The organism is Pseudomonas sp. SWRI68 (assembly GCF_014269165.1).
GTDB classification, from domain to species: Bacteria; Pseudomonadota; Gammaproteobacteria; order Pseudomonadales; family Pseudomonadaceae; genus Aquipseudomonas; species Aquipseudomonas capeferrum.
The window spans coordinates 161,928-184,936 of sequence record NZ_JABWRU010000010.1 but is presented as its reverse complement, the minus strand read 5'-3'; the positions used below and the strand labels follow the sequence as shown (position 1 = coordinate 184,936).

The window sequence follows — 23,009 nt, the reverse complement described above, 5'->3', positions numbered from 1 at the left end:
GGCCAATGGCATCAACGATTTTTGTCCTGGTGCTGCGTATCGCCTTGATCGGCTTGACCGCCGCCCATACGGCCAGGGCCAGACGGGTTTTGCCCGGTGGATTGATCAGTACCTGCCTGCCCACCCTGGCTGCCGGTGTCGCTGGAGCGTTCCCAATCCTTGTTCATCTTGTCTTCAGGCTTTTGCCCAGGTTGCTGGCTGCCTTTTTGTTTGTCGGGCATGTCACCGCCTGCACCCTGGCCACCTCTTTGGCCTGCATCGCCGGCCTTGGAGTCGGCGTTGTCGCCTTGATTTGCGCCCCTGTCCTGATTGTTAGCCATGACCGCATACCTCTATTCGAACACAGGAAGGTCTGTGTTCAGTTGTGACTCCGTGACCGTTTGAGGCTGTTCATTTATCGCGCCAGTTTCAGACAAAACGCCTGAACAACTGGGGGAGCGGCATTTGTGGCTCCAATAGCCTCGGTGCTGTTGGCATTGGATGCTGCGAAATAAAAAACTTTGCATGAGTCGTCTTGAGTCTTTGTCATAGTCGGACTAATACTAAAGAACTGCCGGAAGAGGGCTGATCATGCACAGGCGCTTTGTTGTGGTTCCCGCCGTACCTCGTCAACAAGAGATCTTGCCTCGGCGCATCGGTTTCCCCAGTGCCCTGGGTGAGGGCTACGACTTATACGACACACAAGACAAGATCCGCCTCAGTTTGAGTTTTCCAACACGCGCCGAAGCTGAGTTCGAATGTGCAACCCGCAACACTTACGACGATGCCCATGATGTGAACTTCGCCGGCAGCGGTTGAGCTGGCAAGGGCCAGGGCATTTCACAGCACAGGCTTGCCGCCCGTTACTGCGTAGCGCGCGCCAGAGATGTAGCTGGCCTCATCGGACCCGAGCAATACGTACACCGGCGCCACCTCGACGGGCTGCCCCGGCCTGCCCATCGGGTAGCCCGAGCCAAAGTTCTTCACAGCCTCATCGGGCATGGTCGCTGGGATCAGCGGCGTCCAGATTGGCCCAGGTGCCACGCTGTTGACCCGGATGCCCTTGTCTGCCAGCAATTGCGCCAGGCCTGCAGTGAAGTTGGCGATGGCGCCTTTGGTGGCGGCATAGGCCAGCAACTTGGGCGAGGGGTCATCGGAGTTGACCGAACTGGTGTTGATGATCGAGCTGCCTTTGGGCATCGACGGCAAAGCCCGTTGGCAAATGCGGAAGATAGCAGTGATATTGACATCAAAGGTCATCACCCACTCGTCATCGTCGATTTCATCAAGCGACTCATGTGCCATCTGAAACGCCGCGTTGTTGACCAGGATGTCGATACGGCCAAATTGCGCCACGGTCTTGTCGACGACGTCGTAGCACTGCTGTTTTTGCCGCAGGTCACCGGGCAGCAGCAGGCATTGCCGGCCTGCGGCCTCGACCCAGCGCGCGGTTTCCTGCGCATCGTCGTGCTCATCGAGATAGGCAATGGCAACGTCTGCCCCTTCGCGGGCATAGGCAATGGCCACCGCACGGCCGATGCCGCTGTCGGCACCGGTAATCAGCGCGATCTTGCCATCGAGGCGGCCGCTGCCGGTGTACGTCTGCTCGCCACAATCGGGGTAGGGCTCCATCTTGCGTTGAGCGCCTGGCACGTTTTGCGGCTGTGACGGGAAGGGTGGGGTGGGGTAGTCGCGCATGGCAGAAGCTCCTTCAGTTGAGAACGTTCATACCGATTCGAAAGGGTCGTATCGCGAGTGTTGGAGTGGATGCCGGGTTTCAACGACGGACGGTCAGGCCACGCGGATACACTGAATTTTTCGCTCGCTTGATGGCTCTATCGCTGAACAGCCCGCATTTCGCGCAAGGCTTAACGACACCGGAGCCTGCAAGTGCCTCGTATCATCACGCCATCGACGCCTGAACATGAGGTCGAGGAAAAGAATGCAAGAATGTTTGGTACCGCCAAGGAACGTCTTGATTTCTATCGAAGGGAAATCCAGTACGAAACCACCATCCTGGCCAACCGGACCGACGCCTATCTTGCTGCACAGTCTTTTCTGGTGATTGCGTTCGTGTCATCCATGGGCAACCTGAACCAGAGCTGGGGTGAGATGTTCACCCTGATCGTGCCTGCCTTTCTCGCGCTGCTGGGTGTTCTGAGTTCGCTCAATGCCTGGCCGGGTATTCGCGCTGCCTATCGGATCATCGATCACTGGCAGCTCAAGCAAAGCCACCTGCTGCGCAGTGAGCCGATGATGGGCTTGGCCTACGATGAATCGCCGCTGTTCTGTGAGGCTGAAACCTCCCGGGCGGGGCATCGCAAATCCCTGCTGTTCTCACTTCGCACGCCCTGGATCTTTCTTGGCTTCTGGGTGTTGCTGGGCACTTACGCGGTGTACATCCAGCTGGCCTGATCGGTTGGGGAGGGCGGGGCCTGATTGCACCGCCCTCATCAGCGCTATGCCAACTCGCTGCCCAGGGTTCCGGGTGCCGCCCCCGGAACAAGAATGACTTTTCGGCAACTGTCCTGTTTCTGGTCGAACAGCTTGTAGCCAAGGGCTGCTTCTTCCAGGGCAAGTCGGTGCGTAACGATCATCTCCGGTTGCAAGCGCCCGGCCTCGATATGCTCCAACAGTTCAGGCAAGTACTTGTGCACATGGGTCTGGCCCATCTTGAATGTCAGGCCCTTGTCGAACGCGTCACCGAACATGAAGGCATGAATGAAGCCGGCATACACCCCGGGCACGCTGACCACGCCGCCGCGACGCACGGCAGCGATGCTTTGGCGCAAGGCCTTGCCGCTGCTGCCCTCGATCTTCAGCGCCGTCATCACGGTTTCTGCGGTGCTGCCCTTGGCCTCGAAGCCGACTGCATCGATCACGGCATCCACACCGCGCATCCCCGGTGTGTGGCGGATGATGCTGTCGGCCGGGTCGTCATCCTGCTCGAAGTTGATCGGGACAACCCCGTAAGCCTCTTGGGCATACGCCAGGCGGTAGTCATTGTCATCGACCATGAACACGGTCTGTGCCCCAAGCATTCGCGCACAGGCAGCGCTCAGCAGCCCCACCGGCCCGGCACCGTAAATTGCCACCGACGAACCCGGGCCGACTTCAGCATTGACCACCGCTTGCCAGGCGGTCGGCAGGATATCGGAGAGAAACAGTACCTTGTCGTCGGCCAGGTCGGTGGGCACTTTGAAGGGGCCGACATTGGCTTTGGGCACGCGCACATAGTCGGCCTGCCCGCCAGGAATGCCGCCATACAGATGGCTGTAGCCAAACAAGGCTGCCCCCGGTGGGATGCCTTTCTTGTTGATGATGGAGCCGCGCCCCGTATTGGTGGTTTCGCACGCGGCAAACAAATCGTGCTGGCAGAAGAAGCAACTGCCGCAGGCGATGACGAAGGGGATCACCACACGGTCGCCAACCTGCAGGTGGGTGACGTCCTTGCCGGTGGCCTCGACGATGCCCATGAATTCGTGGCCGAAGATATCGCCCGATTCAGTCTGCGGGATCTTGCCCCGATAGAGGTGCAGGTCCGAGCCGCAGATGGCGGTAGCCGTCACCCTGAGGATGATGTCGTCCGGCTCCTGAAGGCTGGGGTCAGGCACGGTATCGACCCGGACATCGTTGGCTCCGTGATAGGTCAACGCTCTCATGGTATGCATCTCCTGCAGTGGTGGATGTACGAGGCTAAGCAGAGGAAACTGGCGGGCACGGCAAAGTTCAGACCAACAGGTTCAGCGGCGACTTCGACCGTTGATAGTTCTGAATGAACCTATCGTGCTGCCGACGGCTCGATTGTCAGAAGCGCGCGGGATGACCGGGATGAATGCGTTTACACAGCAGACAGGGCTGGCGCAGCGCCGCCTCGAAGCCATCAACCGATGGTTCCAGCATTTCGATGACCACCAATTGCGCCGCGATTGCCCCAGCAGCTACCACGAGCAGCTGCTACGCCAGGCCGATGAGATGGACCGCTTGCACCTGATCGAATGGCAAGAGTGGCGTGACTTGCGGCGCCTGGCCGATTGGGCCTTTCTCAAGGCGGTGGCGGGCCTGGATTATCATGCTTTTCATACCCCCGTTGTGCATGCATACGGGCGTGTTACAGCGCCGGCACCTCATTCAGGAACACCAGGATGATTGATTTTCAGATCGCCTGAGTGGCTGCCAGCCCGGCGCGGTTTGAGGCCGATGCAAAACCTGGTGCATCTTCGACAATACCGCTTCGGGCGCAGCCTTGGGCAATGCCCTGACAACGCTGGCCTGCCTGAGCTGAGGGCGTGCTACAGCAGTTTATCGAGCGTGATCGGAAATTCCCTCACCCGCTTGCCGGTGGCGTGGTAAATGGCGTTGGCCACCGCCGCTGCCACCCCGACCACGCCGATTTCCCCCACGCCCTTGGAGCCCAGTTCGTTGACGATGTCGTCGTGCTCTTCGACGAAGATGACCTCGATTTCACCGCTGTCGGCGTGTACCGGTATGTGGTATTCCGCCAGGTTGTGGTTGAGGATTCGCCCCAAGCGGTGATCGGTTTGCGTCGCTTCGTGCAATGCCATGCCGATACCCCAGATGACACCGCCGAGGATCTGGCTGCGTGCGGTCTTGGGGTTGACGACGCGGCCCGCTGCCACAGCGCTGACCACCCGGGTGACCTTGACCGAGCCCAGGTCTTCATCCACTTGCACTTCGACGAACACGGCGCAATGGGTCGCGGTGGCGAAGGGTTTGCGCTTGGCGCTGGGCGCTGCTTCGACCTGCACCTCGAAAAACCCCTCGGGGGCACTGGCGACGATGTCCGCGAGTGCAAGGCGGTGGTTACCTGCCAGCAGGTAGCCGTCAGCGAACGCGATTGCTTCCACCGGCGTGTTGCCGACCTCAGGGTAATGCTGGCGTGCATGCGCAAGCACCTTGTTGCGCAGGGCCAGGCACGCCTGGCGGACGGCCGAACCTACCGACGACACCGTGAAAGACCCACCCTGCAGCGGCGCGGTCGGCAGCGAAGAGTCCCCCAGCACAAAGGTCACGTCTTGCACACGGGCGCCAGCGGCGTCGGCCGCGATCTGCGTCATGACGGTGTAGGTGCCGGTGCCGATGTCGGTAGTCGCGCTGCTGACGGTCAAATGCCCTGCGCCATCGATGCGCGCCTTGGCACTGGCTTTCATCTGCATGGCCTCCCAGACCCCGCCTGCCATGCCCCAGCCAACCAACTGCTGCCCATGGCGCATGCTGCGGGGTTGTGGGCGGCGGTTGCCCCAGCCAAAACGCTGGGCACCCTGGTCATAGCAGGCCAACAGCTCCTTGCTCGAATAGGGTTTGCCCTCGTTGCCATTGATGGCAGCGAAATTGCGACGGCGCAGCTCTAGCGGGTCGATATCGGCTGCGCACGCCAGCTCATCCATGGCGCATTCCAGGGCGATCATCCCGGACGCGGCGCCTGGTGCGCGCATGTCCAGCGGGGTGTACACATCCAGGGGCGCAAGGCGGTAGCTCAGGGCAACGTTGTCGCACTGGTAGAGCATGCCGCTCCATTCCACCAGGTGCTCGGTGAAGTCCTCGAAGCGTGAGGTCTGGCCAAGCGCGTCATGGGCAATCGCCAGCAACCGCCCCTGCGAATCGGCCCCCAGGCGCAGCCGTTGCTGGGTGCGGGGCCGGTAGCCGAAGGTGAACATCTGCTGGCGGGTCAGCGTGACACGCACCGAACGTTGCAGGTGCAAGGCCGCCATCACCGCCAGGGGCAGCTGGTACTGCGGGCGCAACCCCGAGCCGAAGGCACCGCCGACGAACGCTGCCAGCACCCGGACTTTTTCCTTGGGCAGGTCGAATACCTTGTGCAGGTAGTCCTGGCAATTTTGCGTACCTTGGGTCTTGTCATGGATTTCCAGGCTGCCGTCGGCCTGGTACAGCACCGTCGAAGCATGGGGCTCCATCGGGTTGTGGTGTTCGTTGGCAGTGAGGTAGGTCGCGTCTACCTGCACCGCGGCGTTGGCAAACTGCCCGGCAAAATCGCCGCGAGGGTCAGGCGTTTCGGCGGGTGCCGGGTGCGTTTTGTCGAGTACGCTGGCCAGGTCGGTTTCATGGGGTTCTTCGAGGTACTCGACCTTCACCAGCGAGCCTGCATACCTTGCCAGCTCCAGGCTTTGCGCGACCACCAGCGCCAGGGGCTGGCCGCTGTACAGCACGCGATCGTTGAACAACGGCCGAAAGGGCGTGCCCTCGGCCGAGTCGGCGTCACTGTAATCGTCGTCGTAGCTGGAAACGCGAGGGCGATGGGCATGGTCCAGCACGGCGATTACCCCCGGCACGCTCAGTGCCTGGGCAGTGTCGATGCTCAGCACCCGCCCACGGGCGATCGTGCTGGACACCACGCTGCCATGCAGCAACCCGGCCTGTGGGTACTCGCCCGCATAGCGCGCCTGCCCGGTGACTTTCGCCACACCGTCGACACGGTCCATGGCCGTGCCCACTACCGCTGTTTTGATGTTCATGAAGTTGCCCCCCTGGCTTTTGCCCCGAGCGCCGCATCGCTTAATGCGCGCACGATGGTACGTTGCGCGAGGGGCACCTTGAAGCCGTTGTGGGCCAAGGGTTCTGCCCCCTGCAGCAGGGCGTCGGCCGCTTGGGTGAACAGCGCCTGCGTGGGCGCCTGGCCGATCAACGTGCGTTCGACAGCCGGGTCTCGCCAGGGCTTGTGGGCCACGCCACCCAGCGCCAGGCGTGCGTCCTGGATCACGCCGCCATTGAGGTTCAACCCGGCGGCAACCGATACCAGTGCAAACGCATAAGACGCCCGATCGCGGATCTTCAAATAGCGGTAGTGGTCTTCGAACGTGGGGGGCGGCAGTTCGAGGGCGGTTATCAGCTCATCGGCGGCCAGCTGATTGTCGCGCTCCGGTGCGTCCCCGGGCAGGCGGTGAAAGTCGGCGAAGGGTATCTGGCGTTTGCCGGCCCGGCCCTGAACATGGACCACGGCCTCGAGCGCTGCCAGCGCCACACACATGTCCGAAGGGTGTGTCGCAACGCAGGCATCGCTGGCACCGAGGATGGCGTGGATGCGGTTCAGGCCTGTGCGCGCCGGGCAGCCGCTGCCTGGCGCGCGCTTGTTGCAGGGTGTGCCGGTGTCATAAAAGTAGTAACAGCGGGTGCGTTGCAACAGGTTGCCGCCGGTACTGGCCATGTTCCGCAACTGCGGCGAGGCGCCTGCCAGAATGGCCTCGGCCAGCAGGGGATAGTGCTGTTCGATCACAGAGGCCCAGGCCAGCTCGGCATTGCTGACCAGTGCGCCGATCAGCACGCCACCGTTCGCGGTGGGCTGGATACCGTTCAACCCGAGGCCTGTTATGTCGATCAGGCGCTCGGGGCGCACCACGTTTTCTTTCATCAGGTCGACGAGGTTGGTGCCACCGGCGATGAAACGTGAGGACACGTCGGCCAGGCCGACGGCTTCGCCGACCGATGCCGGCTTGTGGTAGCTGAACGGCGTCATGCGCGCGGCCCTCCCTGCAGGTTGGCCTTGGCGCGCATCAGCGGCAGTGCTTCTTCCACCGCCGCGATGATGTTGCTGTAGGCCCCGCAGCGGCAGAGGTTGCCGCTCATCTGCTCGCGAATGGCTTCGCGCGTGCAGGCGCGCCCTTCTTCTGCCAGGCCAACGGCGGAGCAGATCTGGCCTGGGGTGCAGTAACCGCACTGGAAGGCATCATGGGTAATGAATGCGCGCTGTAGGGGGTGCAGTTTGTCACCTTCGGCCAGGCCTTCGATGGTGACCAGGTCAGCGCCGTCACACATGACGGCCAGGGTCAGGCAGGCGTTGACGCGTTTGCCGTCCCGTAACACCGTGCAGGCACCGCATTGGCCATGGTCACAGCCTTTCTTGGTGCCGATCAGATCCAGTTGCTCGCGCAGCAGGTCGAGCAGTGTCGTCCAGGGGTGAACCTGCAGCGACCTGGCCTGGCCGTTGATCGTCAGGCGGAGGGGATGTGCTTCGCCACTCTGGGGGGAGTTTGCGCTCATTGGGTGTCCTCACGGTTGGGGGTCGCACAGTCGACTGCGTCTACGGTGTGCGACTGACCCTGGCGGGCAAACGTTCAGCGTTTCTGCCCAGCTGCCGTCACTTCTTCCCCGGTAGCACCGAACTGAGCACCTGCTTGGCCGTCTGCACGATGACCCCGGCCTGGTCAGGGTCGCCCTTGAGCAAGGTACTGGCGAATTTCTTCGCCTGTTCCAGCTTGATATGCGGCGGCAGGGGCGGCACGTTGGGGTCGGTCTTGAACTCGATCAGCACCGGGCGATCGGCGTTCAGTGCGCGTTCCCAGGCGGCTGCGATGTCTTCTTCACGGTCGACGAAAATGCCCTGCAGGCCGATGGAGATCGCGAACAGGTGGTAGGGCACGTCGGGAATCGACTGCGACGCTTCGAACTTGGGGTCGCCTTCCATGACCCGCTGTTCCCAGGTGACCTGGTTGAGGTCCTCGTTGTTGAACACCGCACAGATCCATTGCGGGTTCTCCCACTGCTGCCAGTACTTGGCCACGGTGATCAGCTCGGCCAGGTTGTTCATCTGCATCGCGCCATCGCCGACCAGGGCCACCACCGGGCGCTGCGGATGGGCGAATTTCGCGGCAATGGCATAGGGCACGGCGGCGCCCATGCAGGCCAGGCCGCCGGACAATGAACACTGCATGCCTTGGCGAATCTGCAGGTCGCGCGCATACCAGTTGGCGCAAGAGCCGGAATCGCTGGTCACGATGCTGTCGTCTGGCAGGCGCGGGGACAGCTCGTACACCACGCGCTGCGGGTTGATCGGCTCGGCATGGACCATGGCACGTTTGGCCAGGGTGTTGTCCCAGCGTGCGCGCCAGCCCTCGACCTTCTTGCGCCAGCGCCGGTCGGTCTTGTGTTGCAGCAGGGGCAGCAATGCACGCAAGGTCTCGCCAGCGTCACCGACCAGGTTGACCTCCATGGGGTAGCGCAGGCTCAGCATGTCGGGTTGCAGGTCGATCTGCACGCCACGGGCCTGGCCCTCCTTGGGCAGGAACTCGGCATAGGGGAACCCCGAACCGACCATCAGCAGGGTGTCGCATTCGTTCATCATCTGGTAACTGGGCTCGGTCCCCAGCAAGCCGATGGCGCCGGTCACCCAGGGCAGGTCATCGGCTACTGCAGCCTTGCCCAGCAGCGCCTTGGCCACCCCAGCGCCCAACGTGTCTGCGATGGCGATGATTTCATCGGTTGCCTGCAAGGCCCCGGCGCCCACCAGGATGGCGACCTTGCGCCCGGCGTCGAGCACGTCGGCGGCGCGTTGCAGGTCGCTGTCATAGGGCACCACCTTGGGTTTGCTGTAGCCGATGCCCGAATGCACGGTGCCGTGGGCACGTGGCGGTTCGTGGTAGGGCAGGTCCTGCAGGTCATTGGGCAGAATCACCGCCGTCACCCGCCGCTCGCCGACGGCAGTGCGCACGGCGCGGTCGAGCAGGTGGCGTACCTGCGAAGGTGTGGAGGCCTGCTGGACGAATGCACCGGCCACGTCCTTGAACATCGACAGCAGGTCCAGCTCCTGCTGATAGTGCCCACCCAGTGCCGCCCGTGCCTGTTGGCCGACGATGGCCAGCACCGGCATGTGGTCCATGCGCGCGTCGTACAGGCCCGTGAGCAAATGCGATGCGCCGGGGCCTGAAGTGGCAATGCACACGCCCAGTTCGCCGGTGAACTTGGCGTGGGCACTGGCCATGAACGCGGCCATCTCCTCGTGGCGCGCCTGGATGAACTGGATCTTGCCGTTGGCCCGGCTCAGCGCGCCGAACACGCCGTTGATGCCGTCGCCGGGGTAGCCGAAGATGCGCCGCACCCCCCATTGATACAAACGCTCCACCAGAAAGTCGCCTACCGTGCCCGTCATTGTCTGCTCCCGTGCTGTGGTCGATAGGGGTCTGGACTGGGCTTGCGCTGGGAAAGTTTCAACGCTGTGAACAACTGCTAGAGGGGCGGCTGGGGCTGTACGTGGAGCAGGCGCTGGGTCATGTGTACGAAGTGCGCTTCCAGGCGTGAGGCTGTCCACGCCGGCGATGTGTGGCGCAGCGCGTCGGCGGTGCCCACCAGGGCCATGATCGCCAGCGCGGCCGACTCGGCTTCGATACCTGCAAAAATCCCTTGCTTTAGGCCTTTGTGCACCAGGGCCTGCAACTGCAGCCGCAGGTTATCCGGGCGGCGTGCCAGCCACTGCTGCAGGTGCGGTTCCAGGTGATGCTGTTCGCGCTCCAGCACCTTGACGTGCAGCGGGTGCGCGGCCTGCCAAGCCAGAACGAAGCGTATGAAACTGTGCAATTCACCCAGTACGCCACGACGCTTTTGGAACGCGCGCCAGGCGCTGTCGCGTGTTTCGAGCAGGTCCATGAGTACCCACGACAACAAGTCCTGCTTGCTCGCCACATGGTGGTAGAGGCTGCCCGGCAGCAAGCCGGCGCGGCTTGCCAACTGGCGCATGGACATGGCGCCGTAACCCACCTCGGCAAGCAGTTCGGTGGCCGCGTCAATGATGAACCGTGCGCATTCGGCATCCGCCGCCAAGTTGCCTTGCTTAGGCATAGCTGGCCCCCCGGACGTGGCCGTTCAGGTGCTGGTGGGTACGCCACAGCAACGCCAGCGGTATGACGATCGTGCAACTGACCAGCAGCAAGGCGTAACGCAGCGATTCCTCGGCAAACACCGGCATCAGGGCATCGCTGAGCAACCCTGTGGCCAGCGGGCCGATACCGACACCACACAAGGTCGAGACAATGGTTTGCAACGCTACCGCCGTTGCCCGGCGCGAGGCCGGTACCATTTGCGTCAGCAGTGAGAACGAAGGGCCCACCCACCACACCGAGAAGAAGCTGGTCAGTGCGCACCAGAGCATCGCGCTGGGTACCGGAATGCTACCCACCTGCATCAGCATATCGCGGGGCCACAGCAGGTAGATGATCAGCGCACTGCTGCCCAGCAGATGGCCGATCACCGGTACGCCAATGTGCCAACGCAGGCTCCTCACGGCCAGGTGGTCGGTCAGCCAGCCACTGAACAAGGCCCCGAGCCCGGCACAGGTGCCGCCCACCAGCCCCGCGAGGATGCCGGCGTACTGCAGCGGCATACCGTGCGAGCGCACCAGGAAACTGGCGTTCCACATCGCATAGCCATAGGCGCTGAAGGTGGTGAGCCCGCAGGCCAGCACCAGGCAGCGGTAAGGCGGCTGCGCCCACAGTTCACGGGCGCTGGCCCACAGGCCCGGCAAGGGATGGGCGGCCTGTACCGTGAGGTCGAAACGCCCGCGTGCCGGGTCGCGCACGACAAAGGCGCACAGCGCGCTGATGACAAAAGCGGGCACGGCGACCGCAAAAAAGGCGCTGCGCCAGCCGTATTCATCCACGACCCAGGCGCCCACGCACAAGGCGATGATCGTGGAAAAGGTCGGCGCAGCGGTGTAGCAGGCGATGGCGAACGAACGTCGGTGGGGTGGATAGAGGTCGGCAATGAGCGACATCGAGGTAGAGGTGCTGGGCGACTCGCAGACCGCCACGGCCATGCGGGCGATCACCAGCATCGCGAAGCTGCCGGCCAGGCCGCAGACCACGGTCGCCAGCGCCCACAACAGCGTGGACGCGGCCAGCAGGCGGGTCCGCGGCATGTGGTCGGCCAACCGCCCGGCGGGCAGGCCCAGCAGTACATACACGGCCGCAAATGCCAGGCCTGAAACCAGACCCATGGCGGTGTCGCTGACTGCGAACTCCTGTTTGATCGGCTCTATCATCACGGCAATGATCTGCCGGCCGACAAAGTTGTCGGCGTACATCATCGCCAGCAGCAACAGCAGCCCATGGCTGCGCCAGCCAAGGGGCGAAACAGGCGTAGTGCGCATGGGTGACTCCTGCAGGTGCCGAGCGCGAAGGCCCAGGCTGCGCCCGGGCGACAGGGGAGGTCAGGCGTGTGCCTTGCGTTGCCTGGCCAGGGTCAGGGCGGTGTCTTCGATCATGTCCTCCTGGCCGCCGACCATGCCACGGCGGCCCATTTCCACAAGAATCTCCCGTGCCGGCACGCCGTATTTCTGCTCGGCGCGTTTGGCGAACAGCAGGAACGAGCCATAGACGCCGGCATAACCCATCGTCAGGGCATCGCGGTCGCTGCGGATGGGGAAGTCCATGATCGGCACCACCAGGTCTTCGGCCACATCCTGGATGCCGAAGACACTGACCCCGGTCTCGATGCCCATGCGGTCGCACACCGCAACCAGCACTTCCATCGGCGTGTTGCCGGCACCGGCGCCCAGGCCGGCGCAGGCCGCATCGATGCGCGTGGCACCCGCAGCGATGGCGGCGATGGAGTTGGACACCCCCATCGACAGGTTATGGTGGCCATGGAAGCCGATTTCGGTCCCGGGTTCGAGCGCTGCGCGCAGCGCCGCCACCCGTGCGCTGACATCGTGGGGCAGCAGGTAGCCGGCCGAGTCGGTGATGTAGATGCAATTGGCGCCGTAGCTTTCCATCAGCTTGCCCTGCTGGGCCAGGCCTTCCGGGCTGTTCATATGGGCCATCATCAAGAAGCCGACAGTGTCCATGCCCAGCGTTCGCGCAGCGGCAATGTGCTGCTGCGAAACATCGGCTTCGGTGCAGTGGGTGGCGACCCGAAGGGTGCTGACACCGAGCTCGAACGCCATGCGCAGGTGGTCGACCGTGCCGATCCCGGGCAGCAGCAGGGCCGAGACCTTGGCGTGTGTCATCAACGGAATGACCGCCGACAGGTACTGTTCGTCGGTGTGAGCAGGGAAGCCATAGTTCACCGAACTGCCGCCCAGGCCATCGCCGTGGGTCACTTCGATCAGCGGCACACCAGCGGCGTCCAGCCCACAGGCAATGTCTTTCATCTGCTGCAGGGAGATCTGGTGGCGTTTGGGGTGCATGCCGTCGCGCAGGCACATGTCGTGTACGGTGATGCGTTTGCCGTGAAGGTCCATGGCGCACTCCTTAAACGGTGGCAGGGTGGGGGGCAGGGCGGGGGAGCGCGAGTTCGCCCTTGAGCATCGCTTCGGCAAACATTTCGGCGGTGCGCGCGGCGGCAGCGGTCATGATGTCGAGGTTGCCGGCGTACTTGGGCAGGTAGTCGCCCAGGCCCTCGACTTCCATGAAGATCGACACCCGGTTGCCGTCGAACACCGGCCCGTTGACCAGCTTGTACCCCGGCACATAGCGCTGCACCTGCTCGATCATGTTCGCAATGGCGGTGCTGATGGCGGCTTGGTCGGGCTCGCCTTCGGTCAGGCAATGCACGGTGTCGCGCATGATCAGCGGCGGCTCGGCAGGGTTGACGATGATGATCGCCTTGCCCTTTTTCGCCCCGCCCACCTGCTCGACCGCCGCAGCGGTGGTGCGGGTGAACTCGTCGATGTTCTTGCGCGTGCCGGGGCCGACCGACTTGGACGCTGCCGTCGCGATGATTTCGGCATACGCCACCGGTTGCACGCTGGATACCGCAGCCACCAGCGGAATGGTCGCCTGGCCACCGCAGGTGACCATGTTCACGTTCATCACGTCCAGGCCAAGGTTATGTTCGAGGTTGACCGGCGGTACGCAGTAAGGGCCGATGGCGGCGGGTGTCAGGTCGATCATCAGCACACCCAGGGCATTGAGCTTGCGGCTGTTTTCGGCGTGCACATACGCGGAGGTCGCGTCGAAGGCGATCTGGATACCGTCTTCAAGGACATGTGCCAGCAAGCCGTCGACGCCGTCGCTGGTGGTTTTCAGGCCCAGTTCGGCGGCGCGGGCAAGGCCTTCGGAGTTGGCATCGATGCCCACCATCCACACCGGCTCCAGCACTTCACTGCGTTTGAGCTTGTACAGCAGGTCGGTACCGATATTGCCGGGCCCGATGAGGGCGCATTTGATCTTTTGGCGCATGGCATTGTTCTCGATCAGAAGAAGTTGAAGCGAGCGGGTCAGGGCACGAAATTCAGGTGCAGCACGCCCATGCCGCTCAATGACAGGCTGACGAAATCCCCCGCTGCGACGGGCACCAGGGGTGCCAGGGCACCGGACAGGATGATTTCGCCCTTGCGAAAGGGGATGCCCAGCTTGCCCAGGGTGTTGGCCAGCCACGCCACGGCATTGCAAGGGTGACCTTGCACGGCGGCGCCCAGGCCGCTGCCGGCGGTGTGGCCGTTCTTGAACAGCTGCAGTTGAACCTGGGCCAAGTCCAGCTCGCGCGGGTTGATGCGCTGCTGGGCCAGGGCGAATACCCCGCAGGAGGCGTTGTCGGCCACCGTGTCCTGAATGCGGATCTGCCAGTTGTCGATGCGTGAGTCGACGATTTCGAAGCACGGCAGCACCCACTCGGTGGCCGCCAGTACATCGTCTGCACTGACCTCGCCGCCTTTCAGGTCGTCGCCCAGCACGAAGGCGATTTCGCCTTCGGCACGGGGCTGGATCAACCGGTGGGTGGCAAAGCTGACGTCGCTGTCGCCGGCAACCTGCATGCGGTCCGTGAGAAAGCCGAAGTCCGGTTGATGCACGTCGAGCATTTCCTGCACGGCGCGGCTGGTCACGCCGATCTTCTTGCCGATCACTCGCTCGCCCATGGCTTCACGCCGGGCGAGCAGGCGCAGGGAGATGCGGTAGGCATCGTCCAGACTGATGTCGGCGTGGCGCTGGGTCAGCGGTGCCACGCTCTTGCGTGTTTGCAGGGCGTTGAACAACTCGTCGCCCAAGGCTTCAATCAGGTGCGCATCCATGGAAAGGTCGCTCTGTGACAAGTGAACGAAAGGCCAGCCTGCTTGCGCCAGCCGCGGCAACGAGGCTCAGCCCGGCCAGACGCTGGAGTCGGCGCCGCCATCGACATCGATGATCTTGCCGGTGACCCAGGCCGAGGCGGGCGACGCCAGGTACAGGGCTGCTGCGGCAATGTCCTCTGGCTGGCCCAGGCACTTGAGCGGGGTGTTGGCTTCCATCGCGCTGCGCATGGCAGCCGGCATCACGCCGGCCAAGGCGTCGGTGAGGATCGGCCCAGGGGCGATGGCATTGACCCGGATCTGCGGAGCAAACTCTTGTGCCAGCAGCCGTGTCAGGTGGGTCAATGCCGCTTTGGCCGTGCCATAGGCGCTGAAGTGGCGCTGGGCATAGCGCGCTGCCACCGAGGTGATGTTGATCAGGTTGCCGCCGCCGGCTTCGCGCATCAGCGGCACGCACAGCTGGGACAACGCATAGGCGGCGCTGACGTTGAAGCTGAGCACCTGCTCGAAGGCCTCGGGGCTCATCGTCAGCGGGTCGTTCGGGCCGCCACCGCCGGCGTTGTTGACCAGGTGGGTGACGCGCCCCAGTTGTTCGCGGGCCTGGCTGACCAGGGCGATGCGCTGCTCGCTGTCGGTGACATCGCAGCTGATCGCCAGGGCGCGGCGCCCTCGGCTGCGCACGGCGTCGGCGACGGCTTCGACATCGGCCAGTGACCGCGCGCTACAGACCACATCGGCGCCGGCATCGGCGTAGGCCAGGGCAATGGCACGGCCGATGCCGCGGCCGCTGCCGGTGACAATGGCGACACTGCCGGTGAGGTTGAAACGTTGCAGAATGCTCATGGCTGTCCTTTCAATGCAGGGGGCTGTCGGGGTGCTGCCGGGGCTGGCTCAACGTGGCGCCCAAAGGTCCGGCAAGCCTGGGTCCGAGGTGGCGATCAGGCGTTTGAGCAACACCTTGAGTGCCTGGGCATCGCCGGCGCCCAGGCGCGCGGCGATGTCCTGCTCGACGGCCTTGGCCAGTGCCACTTCCTGCAGTGAGGCGGCGCGGCCATCGGCGGTCAGCACATAGCGCACCTGGTTGTCGTCGATTTCCCTGGCCACCAGGTTCTGCCGTTCGAGAAAGCGCATGCTCGACGCGCTGACCACGTGGCCGGTGTAGCCGACGAACGCGTTGATTTCATCAAGGCTCAGGTTGTCGCGGATGCACAGCGTCGAAAGGATGAAGAACGCGTGCTCGTCGAGCTGTTGGTTTTTCAACAGCCGGCGCAAGGCATACAGCATCTGGTAGTGCGAGCGGCCGAGCAGGTAGCCAAGCAGGTCTTCGGTGTAACTGCATTCAGGCGGCGGTGGGGTGGTGGCCAGGCGCAGTTCGCTGCGCGGCTTGCGCATCGCCAGGGCGTACTGGCCACTCTGGAAGGCCAGCGGCGCGCGGTCGCTGTGGTCGAAGGCCAGTACTTCACCGACAAAGATCACATGGTCGCCACCTTCGTATTGGAAGGCGGTGCGGCATTGAAAGCGCGCGGTGCAGTCCTGCAGCAAGGGCGCGGCACTGATGCCGGTGTCCAGCTCGATTTCAGCGAACTTGTCTTCGCCCTGGCGCGCGAAGCGCCCGGACAGGCATTCCTGTTCGGTGGACAGCACGTGCACGTTCCAGTGGCGGCCACCGCTGAACACCGGCAGGCTTCTGGCATTCTTCGCCAGGCTCCAGAGCACCAGCGGCGGGTTGAGCGAAACCGAGTTGAAGCTGTTGGCGGTGATGCCAACCGGCGTGCCGTCTTCAGCCTGAGTGGTGATGATGGTCACCCCTGTGGTAAAGGTGCCGAGCGCGGCGCGAAACGCTTGGGGGTCGAAACAGGCAGGCGTTGCCATGATGGGCCTCATGGAGTGGTTGTGCGTGTTTGCAGTATTCCCAGCGTTACGGGGCTTTACATCGTCTCAATGGACTAACGTTTGCGGCCTACTCGTCCACATGGACGAGGCGCCCGGCGCAGGTCTGGGGCTAGTTTGCGGTGAGGGCGTCGAGGTGGGCGGCCATGGTGGGTACAGCGCGCACATGCTGGCCTTTGAACAGTTGAGGAGGCACCAATGGGTTGTGCAATTTCATCCGTCGACGGTCTGTCGGCCCTGTTGTCAGAGCAAAAGGCTGCGTTTGCCGCAGCAGGGGCCGTTAGCGCGCAGGCGCGCCGGGCCCGTATCCAGCGCGTGATCGACATGCTGGTTGCGCACCACATGGCGTTGGCCGAGGCCATGGATGCCGATTTTGGCGGCCGCCCCCAGGGCTTTTCACTGATGAACGATGTGTTGGGTTCGCTGGGGTCGCTCAAGCATGCGCGCGATCACCTGGAGGGCTGGATGCAGGATCAGCCTCGGCAAGTCTTCACGCCGTACGACCAACTGGGCGCCGAGGCCTGGGTGATGCATCAGCCCAAGGGCACGGTGGGCATCCTGGGTACCTGGAATGCCCCGCTGTATACCTTGCTGAGCCCCTTGGCCTCGGCCCTGGCGGCGGGCAACCGGGCTATCCTCAAGCCTTCGGAGGTGGTACCGCATACCGCCGCGCTCATTGCCCAGCTGATAGGCGATTGGTTCGACCCGCTCGAAGTGGCCGTGGTCACCGGTGGCGAAGACCTGGCAAAGGCGTTTACCGCGCAGCCTTTCGACCATCTTGTGTTCACCGGCGGCACCGAGGTGGGCAAGTCGGTGATGCGCCACGCCGCCGACAACCTGGTGCCGGTAACCCTGGAGCTGGGCGGCAAGTCGCCGGTGATTGTCGGGCGCAGTGCCGATATGGCCACGGCGGCGTACCGCATTGCCGTGTCCAAGACCACCAACGGTGGCCAGGTGTGCATCAACCCGGACCTGGTCTACGTGCCGCGTGAGCAGCTTGAAGGGTTTCTCGACGCGTTTGCCAGTACCTACCGCGAGCTGATTCCTGAGGTCAGCGACAACCCGGATGTGGTCGCGGTGGTCAATGCCCGGCACCTGGCGCGGGTCGAAAACCTGGTCCAGCAGGCCCAGGGCGCCGGTGCCCGCGTGGTGAGCCTGCCCTACGCGCTAGCGGCCGATGCGGGCAACCGACGCCGTCCGCTGCAACTGGTGATCGACCCACCTGCCGACAGCCTGATCTTGCGTGAAGAGATCTTTGGCCCGGCGATGGTGATACTGCCGTATGACGAGGTCGACCCCGTGCTGGCCCGGATCAACGCCGGGCCGCGGCCGCTGGCCCTGTACTACTTCGGCACTGACCCGCAAGAGCAGCAGCACGTGCTGTCGCACAGCCTGTCGGGCGGTGTCACCCTCAACGACGTCATGATGCATGCCGCCCTGCATGACGCCCCGTTCGGCGGTGTGGGCGCCTCTGGCATGGGCCATTACCACGGCCGTGAAGGTTTTCTCGAATTCAGCCACATGCGCACGGTGCTCAAGGCGCCCGAGCACGACCCACGCCGCGAATGGGGCTTGTTGCCGCCGTACAGCGAACACTTTCTGGCAGCCATGGTGGCGCAGATCACACCGGACTGAGCGCGGTTGTGCCCGCAGGTGCACTGACCACATGACAATCACAACAAAAAAGCGGAATTCAGTACATGGAAAAGAACTCTTTGCCCCTCGGCGACAGTGCAGGCTTGGCAGCTGAGGGGGCCGTGCAGGTGTGGCCGCGGCGCCAGGTCCTCAAGGCCGGTGCCGTGGCCGTGGGGGTAGGGCTGCTGGGGCGTTTTGCCGATGCTCGGGCGGCGGGCCTGTCGGCCAGCGATTACCTTGGCCTGGACGCCTGGGACATGGTCAAGGGCCTGCAGGCCGGCCAGTTCAGCGCCGAAGACCTGCTGGCGGCGGCCATTGCGCGCTGCGAGCAGGTCAACCCGAAGCTCAACGCGGTCAATATGCGCCACGATGATTACGCCAAGGCGCTGCTTGCCGCCAGGCGCCAGGCGGGCACCCTGAGCCAGGGCGCGCTGGCAGGGGTGCCGATTCTGCTCAAGGACCTCAACACCTTCCTGCAGGGCACCCGCACCAGTAACGGCAGCCGCTTGTTCAAGGATGCGCCGCCGGCCAGTGTCACCAGCACCTTGATCAGCCGCTATGAAGCGGCCGGCGCGGTGCCGTTCGGCAAGACCACCAGCCCCGAGTTTGGCCTGACCACCACCACCGAGTCGCTGCTCTGGGGGCAAACGCGCAACCCTTGGAACCTGGCAATGAGTGCCGGCGGCTCGTCCGGTGGCTCCAGTGTCGCAGTGGCCGCTGGCATTGTTCCGGTCGCCCATGCCACCGACGGCGGTGGCTCGATCCGTATTCCCGCGTCCTATTGCGGTGTGGTGGGGTTAAAGCCGACGCGTTACCGCACACCCAGCGGGCCGATGCGCCTGGAAGCCTCGTTCGGTGCCAGCGTCGCCAACGTGGTGTCGCGCAGCGTACGGGATACGGCCTTGTTCCTCGACGCCGGGCAGGGGCACGAGCTTGGCAGCCCCTACTGGACGCAACCGCTGCAACGGCCCTATGTGCAAGAGCTCGGCCGCGACCCGGGCCGCTTGCGGGTGGGCCTGGTACGCGAGTCCATGACCGGTGCCGCGCTGGACCCTGCGGTTGCCAAGGTGCTCGAACAAACCGTCAAGCAATTGCTCGACCTGGGCCATGAGATTGAAGAACTGCGTTTGCCCATTGCGCCCCAGCAGTTGTTTGGCGCCCATGGTGCGGCGATGGGCAATGCCTTGCTGGCCATGGTCAATGACCGTGAGAAAGCGCTCGGCCGAGCCTTGGGCCAGCAAGACCTGGAGCTGATCACCTTTGGCGTGTTGGCGCGCGCCAGCAAAGTCACGGGCGAGGGCGTGGTACGCGCACGGCAATCGTTCGAAGATATCAGCATGGCCATGGAGCAACAGTTCGAGCGGTTCGATGTGATCTTGTCGCCCGTCACCTCCGGCCTTACCCCGGCCCTGGGGGAGCTGTCGCTGAATCAGCCCTACGAAAGCTATGCGCAAAAAGCCATGGGCAGTGCCGGCTTCACCGTGCTCGCCAACGTCAGTGGCCAACCGGCGATTTCCCTGCCGCTGGGCATGAGCGACAGCGGCATGCCGGTGGGCATGATGTTCACCGCACGACTCGGTGGCGAGGACGTGCTGCTGCGCCTGGCTTCGCAACTGGAACAGGACCGCCCCTGGGCTGCGCGCCGCGCCCCGGTGTAACCAGACGGTGCCACGGAAGGCGCCCCAGGCCTGTGCTCTAGTCCGCTTTGACGATGAATAATCGTTTGCTGCGTTCGATCATCAATCACCGCCCGCGCAACCGCGCAACGAGATTGGGAGAACGAACGGATGGACAGCATGCGAGTAAAAACGCCCGAAGAAGTCGAACTGCTGGAACGCGCCCGGCGTATGGTGCCCGCGCTGAAAAGCCGCACGGCGCAGGCGGACCGAGAGTTCCGGGTACCTGACGAGACGATGTTCGAGCTGCAGCAGGCCGGTTTGCTGCGGGCCTTGCAGCCGCGGTCATTCGGTGGCTACGAAGTGGACCTGCGCACCTTCTTCGAGATCCAGATGACCCTCGCCGAAGGCTGCATGTCCACGGCCTGGATCTACGGGGTGATCGGTGTGCACCCCTGGCAACTGGCGCGCTACCCGGTCGAGGCCCAGCGCGAGGTATGGGGCCAGGACTCGGCCACATTGATCTCGTCCACCTACATGCCTGTGGCCAAGGTCGAGCCGGTTGAAGGCGGTTACCGCATCAGCGGCCGCTGGGGGTTTTCCAGCGGCAGTGAACACTGCCAATGGTGCTTCCTCGGCGGCATATTGCCGGCAAGCGGCGAGCAGCCCGCCGAGCACGGCACCTTCCTGATCCCGCGCAGTGCCTACCGCATCGAACACAACTGGGACGTCCTGGGCCTGCGCGGTACCGGTAGCCACGACATCGTGGTCGAAGACGCCTTCGTGCCGGCGCACCGGGTGCAGCGCACCAACAACTGCACCCTCGAGGCGACACCGGGGCGCCTGGTCAACACCAACCCGATCTACGCCATTCCCTTTGCCCAGGTGTTTACCCGTGCCGTGTCGTCATCGGCCATCGGCGCCTTGCAAGGGGCCATCAACGAGTTCCGTGCCAACGCTGCCGCACACATTGGCAAGCATGGCATGCGCACGGCCGACGACCCGGTGGCGCAAACCACGGTGGCCGAGGCGACGATCATCGTCGATGGCCTGCGCCTGGTGCTGGAGCGCAACTACGCGCACCTGCTGGCGCTGGCCGAGGCGGGCGAGTACCCGGACGTCGAAACCCGTCTGCTGTACCGCTACCAGTCCTCCTATGTGACCAATATCTGTGCCGAAAAAGTCAACGAGCTGCTGCGCTGCATGGCCGCGTCCGGGCTGTACAACACCAACCCGGTGGCCAGGCTGTTCCGCGACCTGCACCAGGCGCGCGGGCACATTGCCAACAACTACATGGCCTTCAGCCGCAGCCTGGGGGCGGTGCAACTGGGCCTGCCCAACCCTGACCCCTACGTGTGAGCCGTGCCCGCAGCCCCCTGGCCGCAGCGCCGGGATTATCCGATCACACAGCCAAGGCATAACAACAATGAACGCTAACGCTCAGCCTGCTTCCCACTATGACGTGATCGTCGTTGGCTCCGGCGCCGGTGCGATGACGTCGGCCCTGTTTGCGGCCGACCAGGGCCTCTCGGTACTGGTCGTCGAAAAAAGCGACAAGTTTGGTGGCACGTCGGCGATTTCCGGCGGCGGTATCTGGATCCCCAACAACCACTACTTTGCTGCCAAGGGCGGCCGCGACAGTGTCGACCTGGCGCTGCGCTACCTCAAGGCCGCCACGGGTGAACACGGCGACGAGAAGCGCTTGCGCGCCTACCTTGAACATGCGCCGCAGATGATCCATGCCCTGGAGCAGAGCAGCCATGTGCGCTACGCCGTTGCCGAGAAGTACCCGGATTACTACCCGCAACTGCCCGGCGCACTGCAAGGCGGCCGCACCCTAGACCCGCAGCTGTTCGACACCAGCCTGCTCGGCGACGAGCTGGAAAACCTGCGCAAGCCATCGCCTTCGACCTTGCTCATGGGCCGGGTGGCCTGGACGGCCCGGCATGCCCATAAAGTCATGTCGCGCTCATTCGGTTGGCGCTTGCTGATCGTGGGGCTGATGCTGCGTTACAAGCTGGACTTCAAGTGGCGGCGCAAGGGCCGCCGTGACCGCCGTGCGGCATTGGGCAGCGCGTTGGTCGCTTCGCTGCGCCGTTCATTGATGGACCGCCAGGTACCGCTGTGGCTGAACACCGACTTTGAAGCGCTGTTGACCGAAAACGGCCGCGTCAGCGGTGTGCAGGTACGCCGTGACGGCCAAGCCCTTGATCTGCATGCCCGGCATGCCGTGATCTTCGGTTCGGGCGGCTTCGAGCAGAACCAGGCGCTGCGCGAGCAGTACCTGCCGCAACCCACCCAACGCGACTGGAGCGCCACGCCACCGGGCAACAACACCGGTGCGGCCTTGCAGGCCGGCCAGGCGCTGGGGGCGGCCACCGCCTTGATGGACTGGGCCTGGTGGGCACCGACCATTGCGGTACCCGGCGAAGACAAACCACGCGGGGTGTTTGCCGAGCGCGCCTTCCCCGGCGCCATCGTGGTCAACGGGCGGGGCCTGCGTTTTGTCAACGAGGCCGCGCCGTACCTGGAGTTTGTCGATGCCATGTACCGCGACAACCAGGGCGGCGGCAAGAGCATTCCGGCCTGGGTCATTTTCGATGGGCACTTTCGCTTCAACTACGCCATGGGCCCGTTGATGCCGGCCCAGGTGATGCCCGACAGTCGCTTGCGCAAGGAGTGGCTCAATAGCTTGTATTTCAAAGCGGACAGCCTGGCGGCATTGGCCGGGCAGATCGGCGTCGATGCAGCGGGGCTACAACAGACCGTGGCGCGCATGAATGCTTACGCGCAAAGCGGTGTCGACCTCGAATTCGGCCGTGGCGGCAACGTCTTCGACCGTTATTACGGCGACAGCAACGTCAAACCCAACCCGTGCCTGGCACCGCTGAGCAAGGGCCCGTATTACGCCATGCGCCTGGACGCCGGCGATATCGGCACCAAGGGTGGGTTGTTGACCAACGAGCATGCCCAGGTGGTTTGCCAGGACGGCGTAGCGATCCCGGGGTTGTATGCCATTGGCAACTGCTCGGCGTCGGTCATGGGCACCAGCTACCCCGGCGCCGGCGGCACGCTCGGCCCGGCCATGACCTTCGGTTACATCGCGGCCAGGCACATTGCCGCCCATGCGTGAGGAT

Annotated in this window: 21 protein-coding genes; 7 read left to right on the top strand and 14 right to left on the bottom strand. The window is 63.9% G+C overall.

Annotation, left to right across the window (positions count from 1 at the left end):
• Positions 1 to 11 precede the first annotated feature (11 nt).
• On the bottom strand, positions 12 to 221 hold the full coding sequence (locus tag HU770_RS16800; protein WP_238347534.1) for a hypothetical protein: 210 nt from the start codon (positions 219 to 221) through the stop codon (positions 12 to 14).
• Between the two features lie 343 nt (positions 222 to 564).
• Between HU770_RS16800 and HU770_RS16795 the strand changes: the two genes are divergently transcribed.
• Positions 565 to 798 (top strand): hypothetical protein, encoded by a 234-nt coding sequence (locus HU770_RS16795; RefSeq protein WP_186664458.1) that lies wholly within the window; start codon positions 565 to 567, stop codon positions 796 to 798.
• A 21-nt stretch (positions 799 to 819) separates the two neighbouring features.
• Here HU770_RS16795 and HU770_RS16790 read toward each other — a convergent pair whose 3' ends face one another.
• Positions 820 to 1,677: an SDR family oxidoreductase gene (locus tag HU770_RS16790; protein WP_186664419.1), complete on the bottom strand. Its 858-nt coding sequence runs from the start codon at positions 1,675 to 1,677 to the stop codon at positions 820 to 822.
• A 192-nt stretch (positions 1,678 to 1,869) separates the two neighbouring features.
• On the opposite strand from HU770_RS16790, the gene HU770_RS16785 reads away from it, so the two are divergent.
• On the top strand, positions 1,870 to 2,394 hold the full coding sequence (locus HU770_RS16785) for a hypothetical protein (RefSeq protein ID WP_186660899.1): 525 nt from the start codon (positions 1,870 to 1,872) through the stop codon (positions 2,392 to 2,394).
• Between the two features lie 44 nt (positions 2,395 to 2,438).
• Here the strand turns inward: HU770_RS16785 and HU770_RS16780 are convergent, their stop codons facing one another.
• The gene (locus tag HU770_RS16780; protein ID WP_186664417.1) at positions 2,439 to 3,641 is read right to left on the bottom strand and encodes a zinc-dependent alcohol dehydrogenase; all 1,203 of its coding nucleotides are present in this window, start codon (positions 3,639 to 3,641) and stop codon (positions 2,439 to 2,441) included.
• A gap of 160 nt (positions 3,642 to 3,801) precedes the next feature.
• On the opposite strand from HU770_RS16780, the gene HU770_RS16775 reads away from it, so the two are divergent.
• Positions 3,802 to 4,128, top strand: a complete 327-nt coding sequence (locus HU770_RS16775) for a hypothetical protein (protein WP_309475599.1) — start codon at positions 3,802 to 3,804, stop codon at positions 4,126 to 4,128.
• Positions 4,129 to 4,271: 143 nt separating this feature from the next.
• Here the strand turns inward: HU770_RS16775 and HU770_RS16770 are convergent, their stop codons facing one another.
• The 11 genes from HU770_RS16770 to HU770_RS16720 form a co-directional block, all read right to left on the bottom strand.
• Positions 4,272 to 6,473: a xanthine dehydrogenase family protein molybdopterin-binding subunit gene (locus HU770_RS16770; RefSeq protein ID WP_186664415.1), complete on the bottom strand. Its 2,202-nt coding sequence runs from the start codon at positions 6,471 to 6,473 to the stop codon at positions 4,272 to 4,274.
• Entirely contained in the window at positions 6,470 to 7,471 is a 1,002-nt protein-coding gene (locus HU770_RS16765) for a xanthine dehydrogenase family protein subunit M (RefSeq protein WP_186660890.1), read from the bottom strand. The genes HU770_RS16770 and HU770_RS16765 overlap by 4 nt, the downstream gene beginning before the upstream one ends.
• Complete coding sequence (locus HU770_RS16760) at positions 7,468 to 7,995, bottom strand: (2Fe-2S)-binding protein (protein ID WP_186664413.1); 528 nt, start codon at positions 7,993 to 7,995, stop codon at positions 7,468 to 7,470. The genes HU770_RS16765 and HU770_RS16760 overlap by 4 nt, the downstream gene beginning before the upstream one ends.
• Before the next feature lie 97 nt (positions 7,996 to 8,092).
• Positions 8,093 to 9,880, bottom strand: a complete 1,788-nt coding sequence (locus HU770_RS16755) for a thiamine pyrophosphate-requiring protein (protein WP_186664411.1) — start codon at positions 9,878 to 9,880, stop codon at positions 8,093 to 8,095.
• 77 nt (positions 9,881 to 9,957) lie between these two features.
• Positions 9,958 to 10,566: a TetR/AcrR family transcriptional regulator gene (locus HU770_RS16750; RefSeq protein WP_186664409.1), complete on the bottom strand. Its 609-nt coding sequence runs from the start codon at positions 10,564 to 10,566 to the stop codon at positions 9,958 to 9,960.
• Positions 10,559 to 11,872, bottom strand: coding sequence for an MFS transporter (locus tag HU770_RS16745; protein WP_186664407.1), 1,314 nt, complete (start codon positions 11,870 to 11,872; stop codon positions 10,559 to 10,561). Before HU770_RS16745 ends, HU770_RS16750 begins: the two co-directional genes overlap by 8 nt.
• 60 nt (positions 11,873 to 11,932) lie before the next feature.
• Positions 11,933 to 12,964 carry a 4-hydroxy-2-oxovalerate aldolase gene (dmpG, locus tag HU770_RS16740; RefSeq protein ID WP_186664405.1) on the bottom strand — a complete coding sequence of 344 codons (1,032 nt, stop codon included), beginning with the start codon at positions 12,962 to 12,964 and terminating at the stop codon, positions 11,933 to 11,935.
• Between the two features lie 10 nt (positions 12,965 to 12,974).
• Positions 12,975 to 13,904 (bottom strand): acetaldehyde dehydrogenase (acetylating), encoded by a 930-nt coding sequence (locus tag HU770_RS16735; protein ID WP_186664403.1) that lies wholly within the window; start codon positions 13,902 to 13,904, stop codon positions 12,975 to 12,977.
• 38 nt (positions 13,905 to 13,942) lie between these two features.
• On the bottom strand, positions 13,943 to 14,734 hold the full coding sequence (locus HU770_RS16730) for a fumarylacetoacetate hydrolase family protein (RefSeq protein ID WP_186664401.1): 792 nt from the start codon (positions 14,732 to 14,734) through the stop codon (positions 13,943 to 13,945).
• Positions 14,735 to 14,800: 66 nt separating this feature from the next.
• Complete coding sequence (locus HU770_RS16725; RefSeq protein ID WP_186664392.1) at positions 14,801 to 15,574, bottom strand: glucose 1-dehydrogenase; 774 nt, start codon at positions 15,572 to 15,574, stop codon at positions 14,801 to 14,803.
• 48 nt (positions 15,575 to 15,622) lie between these two features.
• Entirely contained in the window at positions 15,623 to 16,603 is a 981-nt protein-coding gene (locus HU770_RS16720; protein WP_186664390.1) for a flavin reductase, read from the bottom strand.
• Positions 16,604 to 16,819: 216 nt separating this feature from the next.
• Between HU770_RS16720 and HU770_RS16715 the strand changes: the two genes are divergently transcribed.
• The 4 genes from HU770_RS16715 to HU770_RS16700 all read left to right on the top strand — a co-directional run bounded on the left by HU770_RS16715 (position 16,820) and on the right by HU770_RS16700 (position 23,005).
• Positions 16,820 to 18,256, top strand: a complete 1,437-nt coding sequence (locus HU770_RS16715) for a coniferyl aldehyde dehydrogenase (protein ID WP_186664388.1) — start codon at positions 16,820 to 16,822, stop codon at positions 18,254 to 18,256.
• A gap of 65 nt (positions 18,257 to 18,321) precedes the next feature.
• The gene (locus HU770_RS16710; protein WP_186664386.1) at positions 18,322 to 19,914 is read left to right on the top strand and encodes an amidase family protein; all 1,593 of its coding nucleotides are present in this window, start codon (positions 18,322 to 18,324) and stop codon (positions 19,912 to 19,914) included.
• Between the two features lie 129 nt (positions 19,915 to 20,043).
• The gene (locus HU770_RS16705; protein WP_186664384.1) at positions 20,044 to 21,231 is read left to right on the top strand and encodes an acyl-CoA dehydrogenase family protein; all 1,188 of its coding nucleotides are present in this window, start codon (positions 20,044 to 20,046) and stop codon (positions 21,229 to 21,231) included.
• 67 nt (positions 21,232 to 21,298) lie between these two features.
• Positions 21,299 to 23,005, top strand: a complete 1,707-nt coding sequence (locus tag HU770_RS16700; RefSeq protein WP_186664375.1) for an FAD-dependent oxidoreductase — start codon at positions 21,299 to 21,301, stop codon at positions 23,003 to 23,005.
• Positions 23,006 to 23,009 lie beyond the last annotated feature (4 nt).